This window comes from Acetobacter sp., from assembly GCF_047721705.1.
Lineage (GTDB): Bacteria > Pseudomonadota > Alphaproteobacteria > Acetobacterales > Acetobacteraceae > Acetobacter.
Genome location: NZ_JBDNXK010000002.1, coordinates 1 through 23,456, shown reverse-complemented (window position 1 = coordinate 23,456; position 23,456 = coordinate 1). Strand labels below are relative to the sequence as shown.

Genomic DNA, 23,456 nt, shown 5'->3' with positions numbered 1-23,456 from the left:
GTTGATCGCCCCTTTTGCGACTGGATCACTTATCCTGCGTAACGCAGCGGTGTGTCCTCATGCAGATGTAGTTCGCATTCCACATGCTGCGCTTTCGCTTCCCGCCGACGGGTATGCAGGATCGCTTCCGTATAGCCGTTGGGCTGGAAAGCACCGGCGAACACCAGATCCCGTGCGGCGAGGTAGGCTGGCCCGTGCTGGTGCGTGGAAAGCGGCACATAGCCCGGTTCATCGCGGTTCTGTTCATCCACCAGCCGGGCCATACGGGCCATCGCACGTTCCACCTGTTCTTCGGTGACAATCCCATGCATCAGCCAGTTGGAGACATGCTGGGACGAGATGCGTAGCGTAGCGCGATCCTCCATCAGGCCAACATCATTGAGATCAGGCACTTTCGAGCAGCCAACCCCCATATCCACCCATCGGGCGACATAGCCGAGGATGCTTTGCAGGTTGGTGTCCAGCTCATGCATGATCTCCTCTTCCGACCAGCGCTCGTCGCCTGCCGCCAACGGCATCGTCAGAAGCTCATCGAGAGGTGCTGCCGGTCTTTGTGAAAGATCCTTCTGCACAGAAGCAACATCGGTGGCGTGATAGTGCAGCGCGTGCAGGGTGGCCGCTGTCGGCGACGGCACCCATGCCGTGCTGGCACCCGCCCGTAGTTGCGCGCCTTTCTGTTCGATCATGTCGTTCATGCGATCCGGCATGGCCCACATGCCCTTGCCGACTTGTCCATGTCCGTCGGGACCAATCCGCAGGTTGGAGGCCAGACCGATCGCCACGTTGCGCTGTTCATAGGCCTTGATCCAGCGGCTGTTTTTCATCTCTCCTTTGCGAACGACAGGACCGGCGCGCATACAGGTGTGGATTTCATCTCCCGTGCGATCGAGGAAGCCGGTGTTGATGAAGAATGCGCGCTCTTTCGCTTCGCGGATGCAGGCGGCCAGGTTGATGCTGGTGCGTCTTTCTTCATCCATGATGCCCATTTTGAGGGTGTTGCGCTCAAGAGCCAGCAGGTCTTCGATATGGGCGAAAATCTCCCGTGAAAGCGCGACTTCCTTCGATCCGTGCATTTTCGGACGCACGATATAGACGGATCCGCTCGCGCTGTTTCCTCCTTTGTTTGTTCCACGCAGGTCATGGAGAGCAGCTACGGCGGCGATCATGGCGTCGAGCACGCCTTCCGGCACTTCCCGGCCATCCCCGTCCAGAATGGCATCGGTGAACATGTGATGCCCGACCGTGCGCACTAGGAGGAGACTGCGGCCCGAAAGCGAAAGCGTTGAACCATCAGGCGCGGTGTAGCGTCTGTCTTTGTTCATTTCACGCGCAACAATGGATGAACCACGTGCAAAGCGGGCCAGCAGCGTGCCGCGCATGAGACCAAGCCAGTTGCGGTAGACAAGGACCTTGTCCACGGCATCGACCGCCGCGACACTGTCCTCAAAATCCATGATCGTGCTGAGAGCGGACTCAATCTGCACGTCGCTGATACCGGCCGGATCCGTGCTGCCGACAGGTGTGGAGCGGTCGATGCGCAGTTCTATATGCAGCCCGTTATTGACCAGCACGATCCGTTCTGGATTTTCCTCGGAACCGGTGTAGCCGACAAATTGCGAAACAGTGCTCAGGCCGGTTTCCTGCCCGTTTGTCAGTTGCGCCAACAGCTTACCGTTCTGGACGTAATAACGGCGAACTTCGTCATGACTACCGGATGCCAACGGAACCGTTTCATCCAGAAACACACGCACGCGACGGACAACGGCGCGACCACGCTGCGGGTTGAATGTGGCGCCCGGCGCGAGAGGTGCGTCCTGCGGGATGGCGTCCGTGCCATAAAGCGCATCGTACAGGCTGCCCCAACGGGCATTGACGGCGTTCAGGGCATAACGGGCGTTATTCACCGGCACCACCAGCTGCGGTCCGGCGATCTGGCAGATCTCGAGATCGAGATTACCGGTCGTCACGGAGAAAGTTTCCGGCTGCTCTTCGATATAGCCGATCTGGCGCAGGAAATGCGTCTGTGTTTCCGTATCGGTGTCACGGTGCTGCGTCAGGAATTTGTTGATTTCTGACTGGAGACGGCTGCGCTCCTGAAGCGCATCACGGATTTTCGGCGAGAAATCTCTGACAAGCCCGGAAACACCAGCCCAGAAATCCCTGGAAGTCACGCCGGTGTCGGGAAGCAGTTCCTTCTCTACGAATGCGTGGAGTGCGGGATGCACGTTGAGACCGTTTGTCTGGATACGTGTTGTCATTGTGTGTCTCCGGAAAAGACTGTCCTGCCTCATGAAAGGCAGGACAGCGTGCGGATGCTGAGAGAGTTTCTATTCTCACGCAGTGAGTTCAGGACTGGGTTTCGTTTGGTGGCTATCGGGCGTGCCGTGGGGCTTGTCGTGGAACTGATCATGCTCCGTCGAGCCATGCATGGCCGTGGTGGAGGACTGGCCGCCGCTGGCCGTTGTGGCCACCATATCGAACCAGCCGGTTCCGACCTCGCGCTGGTGGCGGGTGGCCGTGTAACCATCGGCTTCCGCCGCGAATTCGGCCTGCTGTAGCTCGGAGTAAGCCGCCATGCCGTGCGATGCGTAGCCATGCGCCAGCTTGAACATGGAGTAATTCAAGGCATGGAAACCCGCGAGCGTGACGAACTGATACTTGTAACCGAGCCTGCCCAGTTCCTTCTGGTAGTTGGCGATCTCCTTTTCGGAGAGCTTCTTCTTCCAGTTGAAGGACGGTGAGCAGTTGTAGGCCAGAAGCTTGCCGGGGAACTTGGCATGGATGGCTTCGGCGAACTGCGTCGCTTCCTCCAGATTGGGCTCGGACGTTTCCCACCACAGAAGGTCGGCGTAGGGCGCGTAGGCGAGGGAGCGGGCAATCGCATATTCAACGCCCAGACCTTCCTTGATGCGGAAGAAGCCTTCCGGCGTGCGCTCTCCCGACAGGAACGGATGATCCCGCTCGTCGATGTCGGAGGTGAGAAGCTGAGCGGAATGCGCATCCGTGCGGCAGATCAGCACCGTCGGAACGCCTTCGACATCAGCGCCCAGCCGCGCCGAGTTCAGAACCCGAATATGCTGGGAGACCGGAATGAGAACCTTCCCTCCCAGATGACCACATTTCTTTTCGGAGGCCAGCTGGTCCTCGAAATGAACGCCTGCCGCACCAGCGGAAATCATGGAGCGCATCAGTTCGAACACGTTGAGCGAACCGCCGAAGCCGGCTTCCGCGTCAGCAATGATCGGCGCCATCCAGTAGGTCTTGTCCTTATTCCCTTCCATGGTCGCGATCTCATCACAGCGACGCAGGGCGTTGTTGATGCGCCGGACCACCGCAGGCACCGAATTGGCGGGATAGAGCGACTGGTCGGGATACATCTGTTCCCCCAGATTGGCGTCCGCAGCGACCTGCCAGCCTGACAGATAGATGGCTTTCAGCCCTGCCTTGACCTGCTGCATCGCCTGGTTGCCTGTCAGGGCTCCCAGAGAATTGATGTAAGGCTCTTCGTGCAGAAGCTTCCACAGCCGTTCTGCTCCCATACGGGCAAGCGTATGCTCGATCCGGAATGAACCAGAGAGACGCGCCACATCCGCAGCTGTGAAATCGCGACGGATTCCCGCGAATCTCTTCGGGTCGGAGATGAATTTTTCAATGGCACTGACTGACATGTTCGTCTCTTTCTTCTTTTGTGCGACATGTTCAGTTAAGATGAGTTCGATTTTTATTTCTATAGAGAAAGGCAGATCGCAGATGAATGTTGTAAATTTCTTTACAATTAAGAATCTGTATTTGTAAAACTTGTCATGGTGAAGGCTTCCTCCACACGGATCGGGCATATTATCCGGCGCCTGAGGCAGGAGAGAAATCTCTCGCAGCAGGGACTGTCCACGCGTCTCGGAATTTCGGCCAGCTATCTCAATCTGATCGAACATGATCAGCGCAGCATCACTGCATCCCTGCTGATCAAGCTGGCCCGGACATTGGATGTCGGTATCGAGGTTCTGTCCGGAACGGAAGAACAGAAGCTGGAAGCGCAATTGCGGGAAGCCCTTGCACACCCTGAACTGGGCACCAGTCTGGAGGGGGCTGGACATGAGTTGTCCGCCGTTGCGGCTCAGCCGAATGTAGCGCGTGCTATTCTGGCGTTGCATCAGGCATGGCTGGCTGCCCGACATGAGGCAGAAGGAATGGCGTTGCCGGGTGGCCGAAGGGTTATCCTGCCCAAGGAGGAAATCAGACGTATTTATGATGAGCGTTTGAATTACTTTCCCACTCTGGAAAGCGCCGCTGAGATCCTGCGACATGATATGGCAAAAGATCTTGGGTTTTCCACGGATATCCCACAGTCAGAACTGAACCATGCCATAGCGACACGCCTTCGCCTCAAACACGGTGTTATCGTGCAGGTGCAGCCGGTCGATGATATGCTCAGGCAATATGATCCGGCACATAAAACATTGACACTCTCCTATCTGCTGCCTCGCGAAAGTCGTGGCTTCCAGATGGCCTTTCAGTTGATGCTGTTTGAAGCGGCAGATGTCATAAAAAATATCATCGATGAGGAAAAACCCAGTTCAGAAGAGGCCAGAACATTTCTGCACATCGGTCTGGCCAATTATGCGGCTGCCTCTCTGTTGATGCCTTACGAATCTTTTCTGGAAGCTGCGGTTTCCTGCCGTTACGATCTTGATATTCTTTGCATGAAGTTTGGTGTCTCCTATCAGCAGGCTGCGCAGAGAGTAGCCAGTTTGCAGAGGCCGGGCGCCAGAGGTGTATCGTTTTTTTTCGTGAGGACGGATCCGGCTGGAAACATCACCAAAAGTTTTTCCGCTTGCGGTTTTCCCATCCCGAAACAGGGCAACCCCTGTCCGAACTGGAACGCCTGCATGGCTTTTTCCACTCCTGGAAACATACAGGTTCAACTCACGGAATTTACAAACGGGATGAAATTTCTGTCTGTCGCTCGCACTGTTTCGGGCATTGTGACCCAGTGGGGCGAAGTGCGGCCGGTGCATGTTGTGACCATTGGGTGTGATATCTCACGGGCAGATGAAATTGTGTATTCTGATTTTATCAATCTGACATCCACTCCAACGCCAATCGGGATCTCCTGTCACCTCTGCGACTGGACTGAATGTCGTTCTCGCGCTTTTCCTCCCGTTGCCCACCGCCTGACACCGGACGTCAATCAGCGTGTCTCTCGCCCCATCCCATTTGATGAGGTGGGATAAGGTGAGGAGATGTGAATGTCATGAAAGTTTCTTTTTCCGAAGGCTAGTACGATTGCGCCTGTAACCCTGAGGCGCTATCCGACAGAAGTCGCTCTTTGAGCAATAGACTTCCTGCCTGCATGAAGACTTATGGCATTCAGAAAGTAAGAAATTCTCATGAAAATTGCCTATGTCATCAATTCTGTAGAAGGGGGAGGGGCAGCGTTACCGGTTCCTGACGTGACCGGCGTGATGCGCAAACTGGGTCATCATGTCGAGATATTTGCCTTGGCCCGGCGTGACGGCAAAGCGATTGCCCCAATGGAACGCGCTGGATTGCGTGTCCATGTCCGAGAAGGGAGCCGCACGGATCATGTTTCAGCCTTTCTGTGGTTGAAGCGTGAGATGGCGGCCTATCGACCTGATGTGATCTGGACCTCGCTCACGCGCGCGACTTTGCTCGGGCAAGTTGTGGGAAAATTTCTCCGTGTGCCCGTGGTGAGCTGGCAGCATTCGGCGCGCTTGAAGCCAATGAATGCGCGGCTTCTGCGGCTGCTTCGCAATCGGTCTGCTTTGTGGATTGCAGACTCTGCCTGTGTCGAACAGATGACGCGAAGAACATTGGGGATCGCGCCGGATCGGATCCTGCGTTGGCCCATTTTCTGCGCACATGAGGATTTTCCTCAGGCATCCCCTTGGAAACCCGGTGAAACTCTCAGGATTGGCACACTGGGACGGCTGCATCCTGTGAAAGGTTATGACACGCTTTGCGCTGCAATTTCATTGTTGCATGGCAAAAGCACTTTACCGCTTTTTGAGGTGCTGATTGCTGGCGAAGGAGAGGAAAGAGCGCGGCTGGAAGCCATGATTGCCCGGGATAATCTACCTGTAAGGCTTGTCGGATATGTGAGTGATCCCCCTGCTTTTCTGGCTGGACTGCATCTTTATACCCAGCCTTCTCTGTGGGAAGGGTTTTGTCTCGGAGCCCACGAAGCAATGCTTGCGCGGCTGCCGGTGGTCGCTTCCAGGGCGGGAGAAATGCCATTCACCATTACGGACAAGACGGGCCGGATCGTGCCACCTGAAAATCCAGAGGCTTTTGCAAATGCTTTGCAAGAACTGCTCGAAAAGCCGGAATCGCTATCATCAATGGGAGCGGAAGCGCGGCGTGTCGTTCTGGAGCGTTTCGGAGAGGCTCACTTTGAGCAGACGGGAAAGAATGTGATGAGCCGTGTTGAGGAAATTGTTGGTAGATAAAGCGGTTTCAGACGTGTGAAGGTCGTCTGAGAAAATCGACGATGGCGTCGGCTGCGCCGGGTGCGGTCGGGCCGTCATCGGGGAACTCGAATGTTTCGGCTACATAAGCCTTCTGTTGCGCCTCGAACTGCGGGTGCAGGCTGAAAGCGCGATCAAGTGCTTCTGGCAGCAGCAGGGGATCGTTTATGACTTCTCCCAGATGCCAGAACGCATAATTCGGATTGTTTTGCCAGTTGGCGTTGTGGGCATTGAGAAACAGACAGGGGCGGGGCCGGATCAGGAATTCCGCAACCTGACTGCTGACGTCGCCAAGATAAAGATCGGCCGCCATGGTGTAAGTCATGTCAATGCTACGGGTGCTGCCGGGATCAATCAGCATGTGAGGATAATCCTCAAACTGACGGATCAGAGCCTCACCTGTTTCTTCGTCATGATTGAACAGCCGATAATGTGGGGCAAAAATCAGATTGTATTTATCCTGATTTGCGAAATACTGAAGGATACGCTCTCCGAAAGTTGGCCATGAGGAAAGCGATGATGAAAAGTGCGGATTGTAAAGGATTGTTGGCCGGTCATTGGAAAACAGGTGGCTGTCATCCTGCCTCATGCGTCGCACGATATCGAGTTTCGCATAAACGCCACGATGATAATGACCCGGCTTGATGGCCCCCTGAGCCAGAAGGCGTTCTTCGACTTTCTTGCCGGCAAGAAGCACAAAATCGAAGAGTTTTACATCCTTTGCAAAACCGATTGCCCGATCTCCTGCGCCATGCCTTGTCCAGATGAAACGGACGTTACGGAGGCCCATGCGTTTGAGATACAGCGAGGTCCGTTCAGGCACGACAATCGCCTGAAAGTGTGAAAAATACGAACGGTTCAGAAGTAGAACCAGAAGTTTTGTGAGCGGTTCAGGGCCTCTGCTTTCAATTCTGCGACGCAGAAAATCTGGCATCTTCAGCAATTCGTATGTGATGAAGGCAGGCGGATACAGTGCGGCAAGAGACTGGATATAAGAGAGGTGCTGAGGAGTAAGGCAGGCGACATGCACGTCGATTTCGGGATGGCGTAGCGCCATTTCAAAGGCGATTGGCAGAGAGTGCAGTGTCTGGTGAGGTTGAGCGATAAAGGGAAAGACCACTCTCAACATTCGGCATAACATCCAGTGAAGATACGACCAGCTTCTGGCTCAGGTACCGATGCGCCCGATGTAGTCTGTTCGTGTTCTTCTGTCACGCCAGAGCAGCTGTAGGCGCTTCTTCTTCGTGAGGTCTGGTTTTGTGAGAAAAACGTGGTTAAACCCGGTTTTGTCAGAATTTTCGGGAAATGGGAAACAGAACTTGATCGGGTTCATATCGTGGATCACCCTGATAAAGCTGTATCCATGTTAACAGATGAGCACGATCAGCGAGTAACGCCCATTACAAAAAACATGCCCTCAATCCTGATTGTCGATACCCGTCGAAAAGGGGAGATGGGTCAGTGCGAAGCGCTCGCGCAGGCGACGGGGTTGCCGTATCAGTTTACGCAAGAAAACGCGCTTCCAGAGACTGAACCTGCGCTTATCTTCTCCTTCGGTTCAGCTGTGCCGCGGGCTTTGCTGTTGCAGAAAACTTTCGGGGGTCGCCCGCGCATCGTGCAGTTTGGTCGTCCCCGGTTGATTGCGCTGTCGAGGCTGGATCTGATCATCCTCATGCCACAGGATGATTTTCCGCCAGCGGGGAATGTCATTCAGCTTACCATGCCGTTGAATGGTGCAGGTCTCCAGCATCCATTCGTTATGCCACGGCCAACCCAGCCGGGGCGAAGCACGACAGTTCTACTAGGGGGACCGACGCGTCATTTCGCCTATGACCGGGAAGATGTCGTGTGCATGCTGGATGAGGCAGAAAAACTTGCTCGTCTGAATGGTGAGATTCTACGAGTTGTTCCCGGTCCACGAACGCCTGAAAATATTCGTTCCCTGCTACTGTCACGCTATGCGGCTTGCCCCGAGATTGTCGATTTCCGGCGATTGAAAGATATTCTCGAAAGCAGTAACCGGCTGGTGGTAACGGCCGACAGTGCTTCACTGATCGCAGATGCCTGGCGCAGTGGATGCCCGACATGGCTCTATCGACTGAAACCACTTTTTCCACCAGTGCAGAGGCTGAAAATCGCCTTCAATCGTACCGCTCCCGCGCTTCGCTATGCATTGATCCGTCGAGGCTGGCTTGCTGGAGGAACGGATTTTCTGCGCTGGCATGAGGTTCTGTTGCAAGAGGGATTGGTCAGAGCCCTGAATGGGGCAGATCTTGCCGAACCAGACTGGCGCCGGACTGATCCGATGCCGGACAATGAACTGGTTTTGTGCCGGGATAGGGTTCTTACTGTAATTGAAAAACATGAGAATGCACGACTGGAAGTTTCTTTATAGTGATTTTTAGAAACGCGGTTGAATGAAAGAAAAGTATTTGATGATGGCGTTTTTTACCACCTGTGTTGTGACAGTGACGTATGGCGAACGGACGCATCTTCTGGCGCAGGTATTGGCGGCGGCACGGGAATGCGGGGCAGGTAGCGCGATTATTGTTGATAATGGAACGCCGCTGTCGGCTCAGAAAAAGCTCGCACTTTTGCAGAAAGAAATGGGCGCGGATTTTCTACAGATCGTTCGTTTGCCTGAGAACACGGGGTCGGCAGGGGGCTTTCATGCCGGCCTGAAAGAAGCTGCTTCCCGACAGAATGTTGATTTCCTTTGGGTGCTGGATGACGACACAGTGCCGCAAGAGGGTGCTCTGGCGGCATTGGAAGCTGCATGGAAGCGTCTCGGTGGGTCAGCCGACAATGCGATAATGAGCTATCGTGCTGATAAGCGCGCCTATCAGAAAGTTGTGGCCAGAAAATTTCTTCACTGGATCGAGCCGGATGCGTTTTTCGATTTCAACATCGGGCATATCTGGAATGGCGGCAAGCGTCGTGCGCGTCTGGAGGGCGGGTGCATCGAACTGGGTGTGGCAGCCTATGGCGGCATCTGGTTCGCGCGCTCATGGCTGGATCGCATCACATTGCCTCCGACCGAGTTTTATCTTTACTTCGATGATTATGCGTTTTCGCAACAGATTCCGCAAAATGGCGGCTGCATATGGCTGTGTCCCGAAAGTCGTCTTCACGATATCGATCAGTCATGGCAGGCTAATACCGCACAGAGTGATCGCAAAAAGATGCCGCATCCCTGGTTGGCCAAAAGCAGTGAAGACAGGCGCGTCTTTTATACGGTCAGAAACAGGATATGGCTTGAACGTCCTTCTGTGGTGCGCCCTTGGTTGTACCGTCTCAATATTATCGGCTACTGCACAGTGAAGGTTGCGGGTCTTACTGTATTGCGGGCTCCGAAAACATTTCTTTCCGGCGGCTTTCTGCGTCAGCGTATTGGTTTGCTTGCACGTGCCATCAGGGAAGGTTTGAGTAACTAGGATCACTTTTCAAAAGTGTGACTGCTCCGTGTAAACCGCCACACACCGATCGCGCATGTGAGGAAAACGGCGAGACTGCTGGCAGCCGTTGCGATGCACGCTCCCGTCAAACCGTAGTCAATTCCTGCAAAATAAAGGGCAGGGAAATAAAGCAGCGTGATGATGGTGCGGGCGCGGACCAGCAGCTTGAGTTGTCCCACGACAATCAGGAGCGGTTCCAGCGGAACGATCAGCAGGCTCATAACGGCGGCAAGGAGCAGGATGGCGATATAAAAAGATGTGTGTGGCACATGAATATGAAGCATCAGACGGAAAAGTTTTCTGCCTGCTATCGCAGCCGTCAGGAGGAGAGCCGCTGAAATGGCCAGCAGAATGGCGAATACGCGTCCTGTTACCCGTTTCAACCCACGCCAGTCTTTCTGATCCCGCATTTTGACAAGTTCTGGGTAGAGCACAGGGGAAATCAACTGGGCAGGGGTGACTATGCCGGATGCGATCTGTCGACAGACACGGAATACCGCCACTTCCGCCGGACCAAGGCCTTTGCCGACAAGAAGTGTCGCCACATGGTTGGAGACTGAACCAAGCGTCTGATTGGCGCTGACCCCCCATGTAAAGCGCCACATTCCGTTTTCGGCCCAACGCCAGTGACGGAATGACTCGAAATAACTGAAGTTGCATTTACGCTTGAGAGTGCGCAGGCCAAAAAAAACGAAAAGGCCGTAATCAAGCAATACCGTGGCCGCCCAGACGGCGAGAAAATAGGCCAGATGCAGCTGGAAGATATAGCCGATCAACACACCTACGGTACGCACGACTGCCGTGCTGCCGTCGTTGATTGGCACCAGATGAAATTTCCCCGCCATGCGGAGGACGCCATTGCACCATCCCGTATACATGAACGGGGCCACGCAGGCGTAAAGATCAGCCAGTGTCTGGGTGCGGGCGGACCAACCGGCTGAGGCCGCGTAAATCTGTACGGCGACCAGACTGAAAATGAGAGCCGCCAGTCCTGAATAAGTGTCCAGACGAATGCAGAAGCCTGTCACATCTTTCAGGCGCGCGTGATCGTCTTTACGATAGGCCTCGCTGCCGAAGCGGATGAGGGTCTGCCAGCTCTGCATCCGTGACAGCGTTGAACCGGTCATGCTCAGGGAATGGATGAGGATGAGCAGCCCGAAGTCAGTGAGTCCAAGAGCACGTACAGAAAAGGCAATATAGACAAAGCTGCAGAGTGCCGAGGCAATGCGACCAAGCGCCAGCACGCTGACATTCCGGAAGATCGAACGAAAGACGAAGGAGTGGCCGGACATGAGAACTTTCTGACCACCAAAGCGTTTTTGGTTACAGGGGCAAGGCCCGAAGGTCTTGACCAGCCAGAGCCATTGGAGGCGGGGATGTCAGGCGATTTCCCCTTGTCTGGTGGTCCCGTTGGGTGGCTCACAGGAGAGCAAAGTGTCAAGTCCCGAGCGACATTGCGTGGTTTTCTGTCATCACGAGAGAGTGTTTTTGGCGTCTGGCTGCGGATTTCTTGCCGATGTCAAGCAACGCTCATTGTAGTGGTTTTGCGCTTTTTCCCTGACATGGACAACAGGAATGATCATGCATGTAGATGTGATGGCATATCCCTCATGCATTTTTTTGAGTTGTAACACAAAGAGTTTCTTTTTGTAACAGAAGGCAAATTCTGACCCTTCTGTTGGGAGAAAAATGAGCCAGTGACTGTGTCATCATCTTCCGTTTCCCGCCTCGCCGCTTTGACGGCGTCTCTGCTCCCCGTTGCGATCGATGTGTCCGTTACAGATTATTGTAACGCCGACTGCGATTTCTGTGGATTTGCCAAATCACGGATGAAGGGCAAACCGCGGCATTTCATAAATGCCGATGAGTTTATACAGGCGCTTCCTATCCTGACGCGGCGAGGGGTTTCCTTCGTGGATTTCCAGGGAGGGGAACCGCTGCTGCATCCGGACATCCTTCGTATGATTTCCGCTGTGCAAAAGGAGGGGATGAAGCCGAATCTCATCACCAATGGCTGGTCACTGCCGACGCATGCCCGCGCTTTGGCGAAAGCTGGTTTGCACACACTTTTCATCTCCATCGATAGCGACGACATGGAGAAGCATGAAAAGAATCGTGGTCTGAAAGGCGTCTCTGAACGGATCAAGGATGGTATTGCCATCATGAGCACGTTTGGGGTGCCTGTCATGGCGTCCGTTACCGTGTCGCGTCTGGTCGATTTCCAGAAGCTGCCTGACACGCTGGGTTCTTTCGGATTCAGCGGTGTCACCTTTTCCTATCCACGGCGGGAGGCGTTTGATTCTTCATCTCTGGTGTTCAACGAGGACAGTGGCCTCATCGACTTTACTGACGATGAGCTGGTGGCAGTGCTGGACAACATTCTGGAGATGAAAAAAAGCTTTCCTGTTCTGAATCCGACGGCATCCGTGGAGGATATTCAGCGACACATACGCGGGCAGAAAGAGCATTTCCCGTGTGTGGGGGGCTATAAATATTTTTATATGGACTGGAACCTGAATGTCTGGCGCTGCGAAGCATGGGATAAACCGATGGGATCGGTGTTTGATTTCGCGGAGCTTCCAGAGGACAGGACGCGTTGCACCAATTGTATGATGTCCTGCTATCGTGATTCCAGCGCTCTGATGTATGCGCCACTTGCTGCCAGCCGGGCGATTGATCTGCTGGCTCATGCCAAGCCGACAGATGCTCTGAAGACACTGTTCAATCGTAATGTGATGGAGTCAGCCGCTTCCTCGCTGCAGGAGGCCGTATTGCTTTATCGGCTTAGCAAGGGGAGCGGCCAAAGATAAAACTTTTTATCAGTTTTGAATAACAATGGCCTTCACAGGAATGAAGAAGAGCAATTCCCCATTCCTTGTTAAAAGGCAGCGTTATCAAAGAAGAGGCTGTCTAGTCACGTTCGTCTGCATAGGGGTTCTTCGTGCCCCGCAGATGCAGACGGATCGGCACGCCATCAAGGCCAAAAGTCTCCCGCAAACCGTTCACCAGATAGCGCTTGTAATCTTCAGGCAACTGCTCCGCGCGCGTTCCGAAAATCAGGAAAGTCGGGGGCCGCGTCTTGACCTGCGTGATATAGCGTAGTTTCAGACGGCGACCGCCCACCAGTGGCGGAGCGTGTCGATCCAGCATGAGATCGAACCAGCGATTCAGTTCGCCAGTGGGCACACGACTGTTCCATATCCGCGCCGTGTGGCGCACAGCTGGCAGAAGCTTTTGGATGTTCGCGCCGGTCTTGGCGGAGAAAGAGACAACCTCGATCCCGCGCATCTGGGCGAGGGAAGTCTGGAGCCGGTCGTAAATTGCCTGCCGTGTCGCTTCCCGATCCTCGACAGCATCCCATTTGTTCAGCGCGAGAACGCAGCCACGTCCTTCCCGTTCGATCAGACGGGCAATCTGGAGATCCTGCTCATGGAGACCGAGCGTGGCGTCGACCACCAGCACCACCACTTCGGCCCGTTTCAGGGCTTCGATGGTCGCGGAGGTGGACATCTTTTCCAGATGTTCGTCGATACGTGCCTTCTTGCGAAGGCCGGCGGTATCGACGACCTGCACCTCACCCTGTTCGTCCTTCACCAGAACGGCGATCGAATCCCGCGTGAGACCCGGTTCCGGACCCGTGATCATCCGCTCTTCGCCAAGGATGCGGTTCATCAGCGTGGATTTGCCCGCGTTTGGACGGCCCACAAAGGCAATTCTCAGCAGTCCCGGTTCAGCCGTTTCATCCTCAATGAATGCGGCTTCATCCGCGAATTCCTCGGGGATTTCCTCTTCGCCGATCAGACCTGCGAAGGAAACAGACTCTTCGGCCTTTGGGGGCGCCTTCTTTTTGGGGGCCGGCTTCGGCTCGGTTTGGACAGGCGCTGTGGAAGGAAGCGCATTGACGATTTCCGTCATCAGATCGGCAATGCCTTCGCCATGTTCGGCAGAAATAGCGATCGGTGTGCCAAGCCCGAGAGAGAACGCTTCCATGGCAGAGGCTGCGCCAGACTTGCCTTCAGCCTTGTTGGCGACCAGCAGCACTTTGCGGTTCTGGCGCCTCAACCAAGATGCAAAATGCTGGTCGGCAGGCGTGATACCCGCGCGCGCGTCGACGCAGAACAGCACCACGTCGGCCTGTTCGACCGCCAGAGCGGACGAATTACGCATCCGGCCAAACAACGTGTCAGGCGCTGCTTCTTCCAGTCCGGCCGTGTCGATCACACGCACCGTGCGTCCACGGAGAAGGGCTTCGCCTTCCTTGCGATCACGCGTGACGCCGGGGAAATCCGCCACAAGCGCATTGCGGCGACCCGTCAGCCGATTGAAGATCGTGGATTTGCCCACGTTCGGACGGCCGGCGATGACAACCGTCGGCAGCCCGGAGGCGGGAAGCGGTGCTTCTGGGCGCAGCATCTGGTGTTTCTGTCCACGTTTTCCACCAGTACGTGCGGGACGATTGCGTTCAGCCATAAGAATTGAGAGAGCCTCGGTTGTCGATGAGCAGCATCTGGCCATCGGAGAAAATTGGTTCCACTGTCGTGGGGGCGGGAAGCGTGTCGATAGCGAGAATCTTCCCGCTTATTGGGTCGAGAGATACAATGCCGTTCTCAGGCAGTGTGCTGACGCACAGCAGCTTGCCATTCCCCATGACCGGCCCGGTCCACGCCACGCCGTCCTTTCTGGCGTCGACATTCTTGAATTGCCGCAACTGCGTGATCCACCGCACGTCACCGCTTACGCGATCGATACAGGCAACCTGCCCGTCGAGTGAAATCAGATACAGCCAGTCCCCGACGACGAGGATGGGGTTCGCACCCGCAATGGCGCGTTCCCACAGGCGACGGCCCGAGCGCATATCAAAAGCAACCATCGAGGATGCGACGCTCATGGCGTAGGCGATGCCATTGGCCACGACGGGCAGGCTGCGGATACATGCGAGATCGGCCGCAGAAGACAGGCCATTGCCAGCGCCGAGCGTGTCACTCCAGACGACTTCGCCACTTTCTTCACGAAGTGCCACGATATCGCCTGAGCCGAAGCCTGCCAGAACGATGCCGTTCACCACCGCTGGCGCTGGCTGTCCGAACATCACGGTTGGTGCGAAACTGGCCGTATAGGCCCAGAGACGATGGCCTGTCGTGGCATCGATGGCGAAAAGGCTGCCGTCGAGCGTTGTGAAAAATACGCGGTTATTGGCGATGGTGGGAGCCGAACGGCCCGGCGTGTCGAGATCAACGCGCCATTTCACCTTGCCGGTGGCGGTGTCCACTGCAACCGTCTGCGCCACACCGTCCACGATATAGAGTGTATCGCCATCAACCCCGAGGCCACCCCCGAGATTGCTGGATTTCATCCGGCGTGTTTTCGGATTGAAGGTCCAGAGATGCTTCATGTCAGGCCACGTAAAGGCCCGCACGTCACCCGCCGCATCCACTGTGAAAATCCGTCCGTCATGAATGACGGGAGACGCCTGAAGCACGCTCTGACCATTGGAGCCAAGGGCCGCGAATGCAAGAAAATCAGGTTCGGATGTGCTGTGACCAATGGATCGGCTCCAGCGATGCTTGAGCCCGTTCCAAGCGTAGTTTGCCCCCATGTGAGAGGGAACACGCCCACTGACAGGCCATTCTGTCGGCGCGATGGGTGGCGGAAGAGTGATGGAGGTGGCGAGCGCGTCCTTGTTGCGTGTTACGACAAGACCACCGTGAGAGGGCAGTACGGGCACCCGATGTCCCACCAGCACAGGTTTCTTGTCATCATCGAACAGATGGCAGGCCCCAAGCGGCGCGGCGGCCGCGCCCGTCAGCAGCGTGCGAAGAAAACGGCGTCGGCTCTTGAGTGGAAACTGGGACATCGGTGAAACTCTCGGAGTGAGCAAAGTGGAGATTGAACTGGAATATTTACGGATCAGAATATCTGTTGCGTAGGCTAGCTGGGCTGGTCCAGCGTCTGGAGCAGGGCGCCAGCACGCATGCGCACTCCATTGGGGACATTGTAATCCTGCGACAGCGCTGTCAGCCGCTGCTTGGCGGATTTCATATCGCCCGCCCGGATGTCCAGTGTTGCAAGCTGTTCGTTGGCCAAGGCAGCGAAAGGCTTACTCTCGGAGGTCAGCACGGACAGACGGGAGCGGATGGCCGCGATATCACCCGTGTCGATTTGCCACTGACACCAGAGCAGTGACGCCAGATTGCGGAGTTCTGCCGGAACCTGACGATCCTGCTGAACCTTGTCCCAGAGCGTGAGGGCATCCGCCAGCTTGCCGTGCGCGGCGTCGGACGAGGCTGTCCGCAGGCGGGCAAGAGCAGCGAGGCCCGATGGGCCGTTCTGCGCAACGCCTTGCAGCGCGGAAAGGGCTTTTTCCTGTTCTTTCGTAAGGGGCACGCTCAGTCCGGCCACAGAGGTATCCGCGCCGAGATCGTGCAGCGCCTTGATATAGGCGGCGGACTGTTGCTCGGCTGCTTTGCTCAGGCTGTTCTGGTGATATTCCCAGCCAGCAATACCGAGACAGACGACAATGATCGCTCCGAGCCCGGCTCCTGCGAATCGACGCGCATTCTGGCGAAGGCGCTCAAGTCGTAGAGCGTCATCCACTTCCTTGAAAATCTCGTCGGACACGGGCGGTCGTTACTCCCTGCAACAGATCACGGCTTTTCCCGCTCCGATGAAAACCGGGAGGCGAGGCGGAACGGCAATCTTTAAAATGTGTTCGGACAATAGCGGGGCGGAGAGGCGGCGGCAAACCCGTTGTGAGAGGGCGGTGCCTCAGCCTCCGAAAGTAAGTCTTTATTCACGGGATGACGTCATGATGCGCTCATGCACAAGACCCGCCTTTTTGCTTTATGTCTGTTGCCGCTTCTGGCCGGATGCACACCGCCGCAGATTGGTTCCTTCGCAATGGGGCGGGACTGCTCCACTGCGGAACTGCTGAAGGGAGCAGGATGGTGCTCTCCACCGGAAACGCCCCCGCCGCCACAGCCTTACTGCACGCAGGGATGGAGTGGTGTGGATTGCTGGAGCCGCCCGGATCTCATGCCGAATGTCGCCCGGTCAGTGGCGGAAGGACCAACAGGCCTCACGCCCGAACAGAACGCGGTGCGCCTGAACAAATCCTACACCAACACGCCGCCTTCCAGTCAGTACAGCTATTGACCGTTTAGCGTCGCGTTTCAGCTGAAACAGTGCTCCACCTCGGCGGAGTTGACGTTGGCAATGGCGGAAGGAGACCACCGCGGGTTGTTGTCCTTGTCGATTACGCGGGCGCGGATGCCTTCCGCGAAATCGGGTCTGGCGATCAGATGACCGACGGCGTGTGTTTCAAAAGCGAAAGCGTCATCCAGTGAGCGCGCCGCACTATGAAGCAATTGTCTCATGCGCCAGGTGACACAGAGAGAAAAAGGACAGGCGCGTTCCAGGGCGTCGAGATCGCTTGTCGCCCAGTCATATCCTTCTTTTCCTGCCACGTCTTTCAGTCGGTCGATCAGCTGAGGAATGCCGTCGTGCGGGTCGAGCGCACCCAACGCGTAAATGTCGTCTGATCCAGAGGCGAACAAATCGTCGGTTGCGCTGTTCATGGGCTCGGACATGTCACGCAGAACAGAGGTTTCTTCTCCAGTCGCGCAATCATTCAATGCTTTACGAAGAGCATCCAGCTTGTGGGAGGAGATCAGAGTGTCGGCAAATCCCATAACGACCGAGAGTGGTCCCGACATGCGCTCGCCCGTGAGAGCGTAACGAAGCCCATGCGTGGAAGGGGCGCAGGCGAGAAGCCACGAGCCGCCAGCATCCGGGGTGAGGCCGATAATGTTTTCCGGCATCGCCAACACAGAGCGTTCGGTGACGACGCGGTGTGAAGCATGGGCGCCGATACCGATGCCGCCACCCATGGCAATGCCGTCCATCAGCGTCACCACGGGTTTTGGGTAATGCGCGATCATCAGCATCGCCCGATAAGGAATCTGCATACAGTGATGTGCGGTTTTGGCTTCTCCCGCTGCGACCAGAGTATGGAGCCGTTTGATGTCTCCGCCTGCACAGAAAGCCCTTTCGGACGACGAATCGATCACGATCCGCCGCACGTCCGGATCGTGCCGCCAGTCCTCAAGCGCAGCCATGATCGCTTCAGCCATGGCGGCGTCGATGGCGTTGAGCTTGCGGGGTGTGTCGAGGGTGATCCGACCGACATAGCCACAGCGTTCCAGCCGGATGGGGGGCGGGGCTTCCGTCATGCTGCGTTCCTTGCGATGAGATGCCTCTGTGTTCAGGGGCGATTTATATGTTCTTGTCACAATGCTTTTAATCGCTAACCACTCACCTGTAAGTAATGGCGCACAGCACGACCGCGTGAGAAAAGGCGCGTGAGAAAAGGATAGTCGATTGAGCGTTGATGGACAGATTTTCCGGGAGGCTATGGCGCGTCTTGGCGCGGCTGTAACGGTGGTGACGACGGGAACACTTGAGAATCCTGTTGGTTTTACGGCTTCGGCTGTCTGCTCTGTGACGGATGATCCGCCGACGCTGCTGGTCTGTCTCAAGCGCTCCAGCCGTGCGCGTGAGGCGTTCCATGAGGGGAGCCCCATGTGTGTGAATGTATTGGCTTCGGCACAGCAGGACCTTTCCAATCGTTTCGCGGGACCGCTGGAAAATATCGAGCGATTCGCAGCAGGGCATTGGACGACGCTAGAAACCGGTGCGCCCGCGCTGGAAGAGGCTGTATCGTCCATTGACTGTATTCTCGACAGAATTGTCGAGGTTGGGACCCACAGCGTGTTATTCGGGAAAGTTCAGGCAATCCGTTTGGGCAATCCGGCGGCCGCATTGGTTTATTTCAATCGCGCCTATCATCATCTGCCGCACGCCGATCTAACCTAAGTCTTTCAGGAGAAAGAATTTCATGGCCAGTTGTCGTCCAAAACAGGAAGTGCCCGTCATAACGGTGCGGGCGCTGATCATTTCCCACATCTGCCTCCTCCTGTTCATCGTGCTGATGGCGTGGCTTGACTGGTCACTTCCTGACTGAGTTCTTCCTTTCAGGAAGCCGGGAGAATCTCCTCCAGACGTTCTATCGGGCGACACACACGCGTTCCCAGCGGCGTGACGACAATGGGGCGATTGAGCAGGATGGGGTGAGCGGCGATTGCATCAATGATCGTTGCGTCAGCTGTGTCCGCTTCCAGAAGCCCCAGCTCTCCAGCGAGCGCTTCCTTTGTCCGAAGCAGTGCTTTCGCTCCGCCGCCATTGGCTTGTGCCAACTGGAGGATTGTTTGCCGATCCGGAGGTGTTTTCAGATATTCGACAATGGAAATGTCCAGTCCCCGCTCTTCGAGAAGGGCGAGCGCCTTTCGTGAAGTGCTGCAACGCGGGTTGTGATAGAGGGTGGCCTGCATGAGCGATCCTCGACAAGAATGTGATCTGGGGGTCTTATAGCCACAGCGTCCTGTTTGGGCGAACACTGTGGAAAAGGAAATTCACCATGGCAACTGGTACAGTGAAGTGGTTCAACACTACGAAAGGCTATGGTTTCCTTAAACCAGATGACGCCGAGAAAGATGTGTTCATTCACATCACCGCCGTGCAGGCGGCAGGCTGGAACGGATTGGCGGACGGTGAGCGTCTGAGCTTCGATCTCGTTGATGAACGGGGACGGCAGGCAGCAACCAATCTGAAGAAAATCTAAGCAAAGCTGACATTTTCAGGAGATCGCGTAATGAAGGCCTGCAACACGGTCCGGCAGGATGTTTTTCGTTCTTTTGCTCTGAAAGCATTCCTGTTCGGGCTGATAGGCATCGGAGTTTCTCCGATGGCAGGCTACGCGGCTGACAGCGTGGAACTTGGGTCCATTCCTTCTGGAAATGTCACTGTTGTTGCGCGTTTTTATGACCGACAGCCATCCGGTATAGCCCGCTTGCTGGATGGTCGGATGATCCTCTCATTCCCGACCAGCGCGCAGACACATCCCGGGCCGGTGCTGGCCCTTTGGGAAGGTGGCGCGATACTGCGGCCGTTTCCAAATTCTGACAGCCAGAAGCAGATGAAATCACCTCTGGGCATGACTGTTGATGCCCGTGGACGTCTCTGGGTTGTCGACGAGGGAAACGTGGCAGGTGTCACGGGCGCGCAGACTCCCGCCATTCTGCTGATCGATCCTGCTTCCAATCGCATTGTGCGTCGTTATCCGCTGGAAGCGCCTGCGGTGCGACCCGACAGTCATGTGAATGACATCCGCGTGGATCTGACGCATGGGAAAGAAGGCACCGCCTTTATCTCGGATACGTCCCAGACCGTGCATCCCGCGCTGATTGCGCTGGATATTGCCAGTGGGCAGGCGCGCCGTCTTCTGGCTGATGATGCGACTGTCAGCGCTGCGCCGGGACACGTCATGGAGGTCGATGGCCAACTGTTTCGTTATGATCCCGAGCATCCCGCAATGCCGCAGGGAGGGGTTAACGGAATCGGGCTGAGTAAGGATTCTTCTCGCCTCTACTGGTCGCCCTTTTCTTCTCGCCGCCTTTATAGCGCTCCGACAGCCCTATTGGCGGACCCTTCAGCCTCTGAGGACGCTCTCAAAAAAGCAGTCCATGATGAAGGGGAAGTCGGTGTCGTGGATGGAATCATCACGGGACCGGATGGCAGCCTATATATGGCGGACGAGGAGCGGCATGGGGTGATCCGCCGCACACCGGATGGTCGGCTTTCTCTTATCGCCCATGATCCCCATCTGATTGCGCCAGACAGTCTGGCGATTGACGGAAAGCCGGGACACACCGTCCGGCGGCTCTATCTCACGGTAGGGCAGTGGTCGCGCCTGCCAGCTTTTCACAATGGTGAGGACAAGCAGGAACTGCCTTACATTATTGTAAGGATCAATGTTCCGTGAGTTTTATAACGATTTTGTAAAATCAGCCTCCTTCATGGTGACATGAAAAGAGGCTGATCGCGGCTTCAGTGCAACGTGAATTCGGTCCCGATCATGCCTGTCGTGGGCACGGTGATGAGGGGGATATGCACCACGCGAACAGAATGGATCGGTCCATCAAGCTTCTTGTGCCAGAAGGCCAGAAACCGCTTCAGCTCAGGGAAATCGGGAGGAATATCGTATTCCTGCCAGATGTAACTCTGTAGTAGCGCCTGATGATCGGGCATCCTGTAAAGGATTTCAGCCGTCGTAAGACGATAGTCGCGAAGCTGGCGTGCGATGCTCATGCGTCCTCCCGATATGATGCGCGGACGCCTGTAAGGCTCAAGGCGTCTAAGAAAAAATTTTGATGATGAAAAATATCGAATTCAAGAAAATTCTTTGTAAATCAGAAGATTAGCACTCTAGCTCTGAAAGTGCTGCCAGTTCTTGACACTCCCATTGAGGCCACCTATCTCCATACATGGCACTCCCGGGGTGGGAGTGCTAACGCACCGCGGCGTAGAGCGCGTGGCACGCGGCGACGTTGCTTTAAAAAACGAGGGCGTCGCCCCAAGATAGAATGTGGAGCAATCCATAATGACGAAATTCCGTCCCCTGCACGATCGTGTGGTGGTCCGTCGCCTGAACGGCGAGGAAAAGACTGTTGGTGGCATCATCATCCCTGACACGGCGAAGGAAAAGCCGATGGAAGGCGAGGTCGTGTCCGTTGGTCCCGGCGCACGTAACGAGCAGGGTCAGGTTGTGGCTCTCGATGTGAAGGCTGGTGATCGCGTGCTGTTCGGCAAGTGGTCCGGCACCGAAGTCAAAATCGGTGGTGAAGAACTGCTGATCATGAAGGAAAGCGACATCATGGGCGTGATCGCCGGCTGATCACCGGCTTCTGATCCCCCTTAAACGTTCGTTTTCATTTTCAAGGAGAATTCCCAATGGCTGCCAAGGACGTAAAGTTCGGCGGTGAAGCGCGTCAGCGCATGCTGCGTGGTGTCGACATTCTTGCCGACGCCGTAAAAGTGACCCTCGGCCCGAAAGGCCGTAACGTCGTGCTCGACAAGAGCTTCGGCGCGCCCCGTATCACCAAGGACGGTGTGTCGGTCGCAAAAGAGATCGAGCTTGCCGACAAGTTCGAGAACATGGGCGCCCAGATGGTGCGCGAAGTTGCGTCCAAGACCAACGACGTGGCCGGTGATGGCACTACCACGGCCACCGTGCTGGCTCAGGCGATTGTCCGCGAAGGCCACAAGGCCGTTGCTGCTGGCATGAATCCGATGGATCTGAAGCGCGGCATCGACAAGGCTGTTGCCTCTGTCGTTGAAGAGCTGAAGAAGAACGCCAAGAAAGTGACGTCTCCGTCCGAGACGGCTCAGGTCGGCACGATCTCCGCCAATGGCGAGAAAGAGATCGGCGAGATGATCTCGCAGGCCATGCAGAAGGTCGGCTCCGAGGGCGTGATCACGGTTGAGGAAGCCAAGGGCATCCAGACCGAGCTCGACGTCGTCGAGGGCATGCAGTTCGATCGCGGCTACATCTCCCCGTACTTCGTGACCAACGCGGAGAAGATGACGGCTGACCTCGACAACCCGTACATCCTCATCCACGAGAAGAAGCTGTCTTCCCTGCAGCCGATCCTTCCGCTGCTTGAGTCCGTTGTGCAGTCCGGCCGTCCGCTGGTTATCATCGCGGAAGACGTCGACGGTGAGGCTCTGGCTACGCTCGTCGTCAACAAGCTGCGTGGTGGTCTGAAGATCGCTGCTGTGAAGGCTCCGGGCTTCGGTGATCGCCGCAAGGCCATGCTGGAAGACATCGCCATCCTCACCGGTGGTCAGGTCATCAGCGAAGACATCGGCATCAAGCTCGAGAACGTGACGCTGCCGATGCTCGGTACGGCGAAGAAGGTGCATATCTCGAAAGAGAACACCACCATCGTCGAAGGTGCTGGCAACACGGACGACATCAAGGGTCGCTGTAACCAGATCCGCGCTCAGGTCGAGGAAACCACCTCTGACTATGACCGTGAGAAGCTGCAGGAGCGTCTTGCGAAGCTCGCCGGTGGCGTTGCTGTCATCCGCGTCGGTGGTTCCACCGAGGTTGAGGTGAAGGAGCGCAAGGATCGCGTTGATGACGCGCTGCACGCAACCCGCGCCGCTGTCGAAGAAGGCATCGTTCCGGGTGGTGGCACGGCTCTGGCACGCGCTTCCACGGCTCTTGCCCATCTGCACTACCACAACGAAGACCAGAAGGTCGGCGGTGAAATCATCCGCAAGGCTCTTCAGGCTCCGCTGCGTCAGATCGCGCACAACGCGGGTGAAGACGGCGCTGTCATCGCGGGCAAGGTTCTGGAAAACAGCACCTACACCTTCGGTTTCGACGCACAGGCTGGTGAATACAAGGATCTCGTCGAGGCCGGTATCATCGACCCGATGAAGGTTGTTCGCACGGCTCTGCAGGACGCAGCTTCGGTTGCTGGTCTGCTGATCACCACGGAAGCCATGGTTGCAGAGAAGCCGGAAAAGAAGGCTCCTCCGATGCCAGGTGGCGGCGGTATGGGTGGCATGGACGGCATGGATTTCTAATCCAGCCAGTTCTGGCACAGTATATTGC

At 56.1% G+C, this 23,456-nt stretch carries 22 protein-coding genes; 12 read left to right on the top strand and 10 right to left on the bottom strand.

Going from position 1 to position 23,456, the window contains the following annotated elements:
* Positions 1-29: 29 nt before the first annotated feature.
* Positions 30-2,258 carry a malate synthase G gene (locus tag ABF824_RS00525; protein WP_415485846.1) on the bottom strand — a complete coding sequence of 743 codons (2,229 nt, stop codon included), beginning with the start codon at positions 2,256-2,258 and terminating at the stop codon, positions 30-32.
* Between the two features lie 75 nt (positions 2,259-2,333).
* Positions 2,334-3,668: an isocitrate lyase gene (gene aceA, locus ABF824_RS00520; protein WP_415485845.1), complete on the bottom strand. Its 1,335-nt coding sequence runs from the start codon at positions 3,666-3,668 to the stop codon at positions 2,334-2,336.
* A 135-nt stretch (positions 3,669-3,803) separates the two neighbouring features.
* Between aceA and ABF824_RS00515 the strand changes: the two genes are divergently transcribed.
* A complete protein-coding gene (locus tag ABF824_RS00515) occupies positions 3,804-5,231 on the top strand; it encodes a helix-turn-helix domain-containing protein (protein WP_415485844.1) in 1,428 nt (475 codons plus the stop codon).
* Positions 5,232-5,387: 156 nt separating this feature from the next.
* A complete protein-coding gene (locus tag ABF824_RS00510; RefSeq protein WP_415485843.1) occupies positions 5,388-6,467 on the top strand; it encodes a glycosyltransferase in 1,080 nt (359 codons plus the stop codon).
* Positions 6,468-6,474: 7 nt separating this feature from the next.
* On the opposite strand, the gene ABF824_RS00505 is transcribed toward ABF824_RS00510, so the two are convergent.
* The gene (locus ABF824_RS00505; protein ID WP_415485907.1) at positions 6,475-7,611 is read right to left on the bottom strand and encodes a sensor domain-containing protein; all 1,137 of its coding nucleotides are present in this window, start codon (positions 7,609-7,611) and stop codon (positions 6,475-6,477) included.
* Positions 7,612-7,848: 237 nt separating this feature from the next.
* Between ABF824_RS00505 and ABF824_RS00500 the strand changes: the two genes are divergently transcribed.
* Positions 7,849-8,880, top strand: coding sequence for an ELM1/GtrOC1 family putative glycosyltransferase (locus ABF824_RS00500; protein WP_415485842.1), 1,032 nt, complete (start codon positions 7,849-7,851; stop codon positions 8,878-8,880).
* A gap of 40 nt (positions 8,881-8,920) precedes the next feature.
* The gene (locus tag ABF824_RS00495) at positions 8,921-9,919 is read left to right on the top strand and encodes a glycosyltransferase (RefSeq protein WP_415485841.1); all 999 of its coding nucleotides are present in this window, start codon (positions 8,921-8,923) and stop codon (positions 9,917-9,919) included.
* A 2-nt stretch (positions 9,920-9,921) separates the two neighbouring features.
* Here the strand turns inward: ABF824_RS00495 and ABF824_RS00490 are convergent, their stop codons facing one another.
* The gene (locus ABF824_RS00490; RefSeq protein ID WP_415485840.1) at positions 9,922-11,232 is read right to left on the bottom strand and encodes a lipopolysaccharide biosynthesis protein; all 1,311 of its coding nucleotides are present in this window, start codon (positions 11,230-11,232) and stop codon (positions 9,922-9,924) included.
* 411 nt (positions 11,233-11,643) lie between these two features.
* Here ABF824_RS00490 and ABF824_RS00485 point away from each other — a divergent pair, with 411 nt between their 5' ends.
* A complete protein-coding gene (locus ABF824_RS00485; RefSeq protein WP_415485839.1) occupies positions 11,644-12,750 on the top strand; it encodes a radical SAM protein in 1,107 nt (368 codons plus the stop codon).
* Positions 12,751-12,850: 100 nt separating this feature from the next.
* Here ABF824_RS00485 and der read toward each other — a convergent pair whose 3' ends face one another.
* From der to ABF824_RS00470, 3 genes are all read right to left on the bottom strand, one after another.
* Positions 12,851-14,353 (bottom strand): ribosome biogenesis GTPase Der, encoded by a 1,503-nt coding sequence (der, locus tag ABF824_RS00480; protein WP_415485906.1) that lies wholly within the window; start codon positions 14,351-14,353, stop codon positions 12,851-12,853.
* Between the two features lie 49 nt (positions 14,354-14,402).
* Positions 14,403-15,794 (bottom strand): PQQ-binding-like beta-propeller repeat protein, encoded by a 1,392-nt coding sequence (locus ABF824_RS00475; RefSeq protein ID WP_415485838.1) that lies wholly within the window; start codon positions 15,792-15,794, stop codon positions 14,403-14,405.
* Positions 15,795-15,868: 74 nt separating this feature from the next.
* Positions 15,869-16,558: a hypothetical protein gene (locus ABF824_RS00470; RefSeq protein WP_415485837.1), complete on the bottom strand. Its 690-nt coding sequence runs from the start codon at positions 16,556-16,558 to the stop codon at positions 15,869-15,871.
* 198 nt (positions 16,559-16,756) lie between these two features.
* Between ABF824_RS00470 and ABF824_RS00465 the strand changes: the two genes are divergently transcribed.
* On the top strand, positions 16,757-17,092 hold the full coding sequence (locus tag ABF824_RS00465) for a hypothetical protein (RefSeq protein WP_415485836.1): 336 nt from the start codon (positions 16,757-16,759) through the stop codon (positions 17,090-17,092).
* A gap of 17 nt (positions 17,093-17,109) precedes the next feature.
* Here the strand turns inward: ABF824_RS00465 and ABF824_RS00460 are convergent, their stop codons facing one another.
* The gene (locus tag ABF824_RS00460) at positions 17,110-18,168 is read right to left on the bottom strand and encodes an enoyl-CoA hydratase/isomerase family protein (RefSeq protein ID WP_415485835.1); all 1,059 of its coding nucleotides are present in this window, start codon (positions 18,166-18,168) and stop codon (positions 17,110-17,112) included.
* Between the two features lie 181 nt (positions 18,169-18,349).
* Between ABF824_RS00460 and ABF824_RS00455 the strand changes: the two genes are divergently transcribed.
* On the top strand, positions 18,350-18,811 hold the full coding sequence (locus ABF824_RS00455; RefSeq protein WP_415485905.1) for a flavin reductase: 462 nt from the start codon (positions 18,350-18,352) through the stop codon (positions 18,809-18,811).
* Positions 18,812-18,833: 22 nt separating this feature from the next.
* Positions 18,834-18,959, top strand: coding sequence for a hypothetical protein (locus ABF824_RS00450; protein WP_415485834.1), 126 nt, complete (start codon positions 18,834-18,836; stop codon positions 18,957-18,959).
* 10 nt (positions 18,960-18,969) lie between these two features.
* Here ABF824_RS00450 and arsC read toward each other — a convergent pair whose 3' ends face one another.
* Positions 18,970-19,326, bottom strand: a complete 357-nt coding sequence (gene arsC / locus ABF824_RS00445) for an arsenate reductase (glutaredoxin) (protein ID WP_415485833.1) — start codon at positions 19,324-19,326, stop codon at positions 18,970-18,972.
* 86 nt (positions 19,327-19,412) lie between these two features.
* Here arsC and ABF824_RS00440 point away from each other — a divergent pair, with 86 nt between their 5' ends.
* Positions 19,413-19,616: a cold-shock protein gene (locus ABF824_RS00440; RefSeq protein WP_415485832.1), complete on the top strand. Its 204-nt coding sequence runs from the start codon at positions 19,413-19,415 to the stop codon at positions 19,614-19,616.
* A 30-nt stretch (positions 19,617-19,646) separates the two neighbouring features.
* A complete protein-coding gene (locus ABF824_RS00435; RefSeq protein ID WP_415485831.1) occupies positions 19,647-20,816 on the top strand; it encodes an L-dopachrome tautomerase-related protein in 1,170 nt (389 codons plus the stop codon).
* 65 nt (positions 20,817-20,881) lie between these two features.
* Here ABF824_RS00435 and ABF824_RS00430 read toward each other — a convergent pair whose 3' ends face one another.
* Positions 20,882-21,142: an usg protein gene (locus ABF824_RS00430; RefSeq protein ID WP_415485830.1), complete on the bottom strand. Its 261-nt coding sequence runs from the start codon at positions 21,140-21,142 to the stop codon at positions 20,882-20,884.
* A 292-nt stretch (positions 21,143-21,434) separates the two neighbouring features.
* On the opposite strand from ABF824_RS00430, the gene ABF824_RS00425 reads away from it, so the two are divergent.
* Together ABF824_RS00425 and groL are read left to right on the top strand one after the other, a co-directional pair.
* Positions 21,435-21,728 (top strand): co-chaperone GroES, encoded by a 294-nt coding sequence (locus ABF824_RS00425; protein ID WP_010669365.1) that lies wholly within the window; start codon positions 21,435-21,437, stop codon positions 21,726-21,728.
* A 56-nt stretch (positions 21,729-21,784) separates the two neighbouring features.
* A complete protein-coding gene (groL, locus tag ABF824_RS00420) occupies positions 21,785-23,428 on the top strand; it encodes a chaperonin GroEL (protein ID WP_415485829.1) in 1,644 nt (547 codons plus the stop codon).
* Positions 23,429-23,456: the final 28 nt, after the last annotated feature.

Excerpts from the sequence above, each read along its gene's own strand:
- ABF824_RS00475 (WP_415485838.1), bottom strand. The coding sequence starts at position 15,794 with ATGTCCCAGTTTCCACTCAAGAGCCGACGCCGTTTTCTTCGCACGCTG.
- ABF824_RS00465 (WP_415485836.1), top strand. The coding sequence starts at position 16,757 with ATGCACAAGACCCGCCTTTTTGCTTTATGTCTGTTGCCGCTTCTGGCC.
- ABF824_RS00430 (WP_415485830.1), bottom strand. The coding sequence starts at position 21,142 with ATGAGCATCGCACGCCAGCTTCGCGACTATCGTCTTACGACGGCTGAA.
- ABF824_RS00440 (WP_415485832.1), top strand. The coding sequence starts at position 19,413 with ATGGCAACTGGTACAGTGAAGTGGTTCAACACTACGAAAGGCTATGGT.
- ABF824_RS00455 (WP_415485905.1), top strand. The coding sequence starts at position 18,350 with ATGGCGCGTCTTGGCGCGGCTGTAACGGTGGTGACGACGGGAACACTT.
- ABF824_RS00500 (WP_415485842.1), top strand. The coding sequence starts at position 7,849 with ATGTTAACAGATGAGCACGATCAGCGAGTAACGCCCATTACAAAAAAC.
- ABF824_RS00460 (WP_415485835.1), bottom strand. The coding sequence starts at position 18,168 with ATGACGGAAGCCCCGCCCCCCATCCGGCTGGAACGCTGTGGCTATGTC.
- ABF824_RS00515 (WP_415485844.1), top strand. The coding sequence starts at position 3,804 with ATGGTGAAGGCTTCCTCCACACGGATCGGGCATATTATCCGGCGCCTG.
- der (WP_415485906.1), bottom strand. The coding sequence starts at position 14,353 with ATGCTGCGCCCAGAAGCACCGCTTCCCGCCTCCGGGCTGCCGACGGTT.
- ABF824_RS00525 (WP_415485846.1), bottom strand. The coding sequence starts at position 2,258 with ATGACAACACGTATCCAGACAAACGGTCTCAACGTGCATCCCGCACTC.
- ABF824_RS00435 (WP_415485831.1), top strand. The coding sequence starts at position 19,647 with ATGAAGGCCTGCAACACGGTCCGGCAGGATGTTTTTCGTTCTTTTGCT.
- ABF824_RS00425 (WP_010669365.1), top strand. The coding sequence starts at position 21,435 with ATGACGAAATTCCGTCCCCTGCACGATCGTGTGGTGGTCCGTCGCCTG.
- ABF824_RS00450 (WP_415485834.1), top strand. The coding sequence starts at position 18,834 with ATGGCCAGTTGTCGTCCAAAACAGGAAGTGCCCGTCATAACGGTGCGG.
- aceA (WP_415485845.1), bottom strand. The coding sequence starts at position 3,668 with ATGTCAGTCAGTGCCATTGAAAAATTCATCTCCGACCCGAAGAGATTC.
- arsC (WP_415485833.1), bottom strand. The coding sequence starts at position 19,326 with ATGCAGGCCACCCTCTATCACAACCCGCGTTGCAGCACTTCACGAAAG.
- ABF824_RS00490 (WP_415485840.1), bottom strand. The coding sequence starts at position 11,232 with ATGTCCGGCCACTCCTTCGTCTTTCGTTCGATCTTCCGGAATGTCAGC.
- ABF824_RS00510 (WP_415485843.1), top strand. The coding sequence starts at position 5,388 with ATGAAAATTGCCTATGTCATCAATTCTGTAGAAGGGGGAGGGGCAGCG.
- groL (WP_415485829.1), top strand. The coding sequence starts at position 21,785 with ATGGCTGCCAAGGACGTAAAGTTCGGCGGTGAAGCGCGTCAGCGCATG.
- ABF824_RS00495 (WP_415485841.1), top strand. The coding sequence starts at position 8,921 with ATGATGGCGTTTTTTACCACCTGTGTTGTGACAGTGACGTATGGCGAA.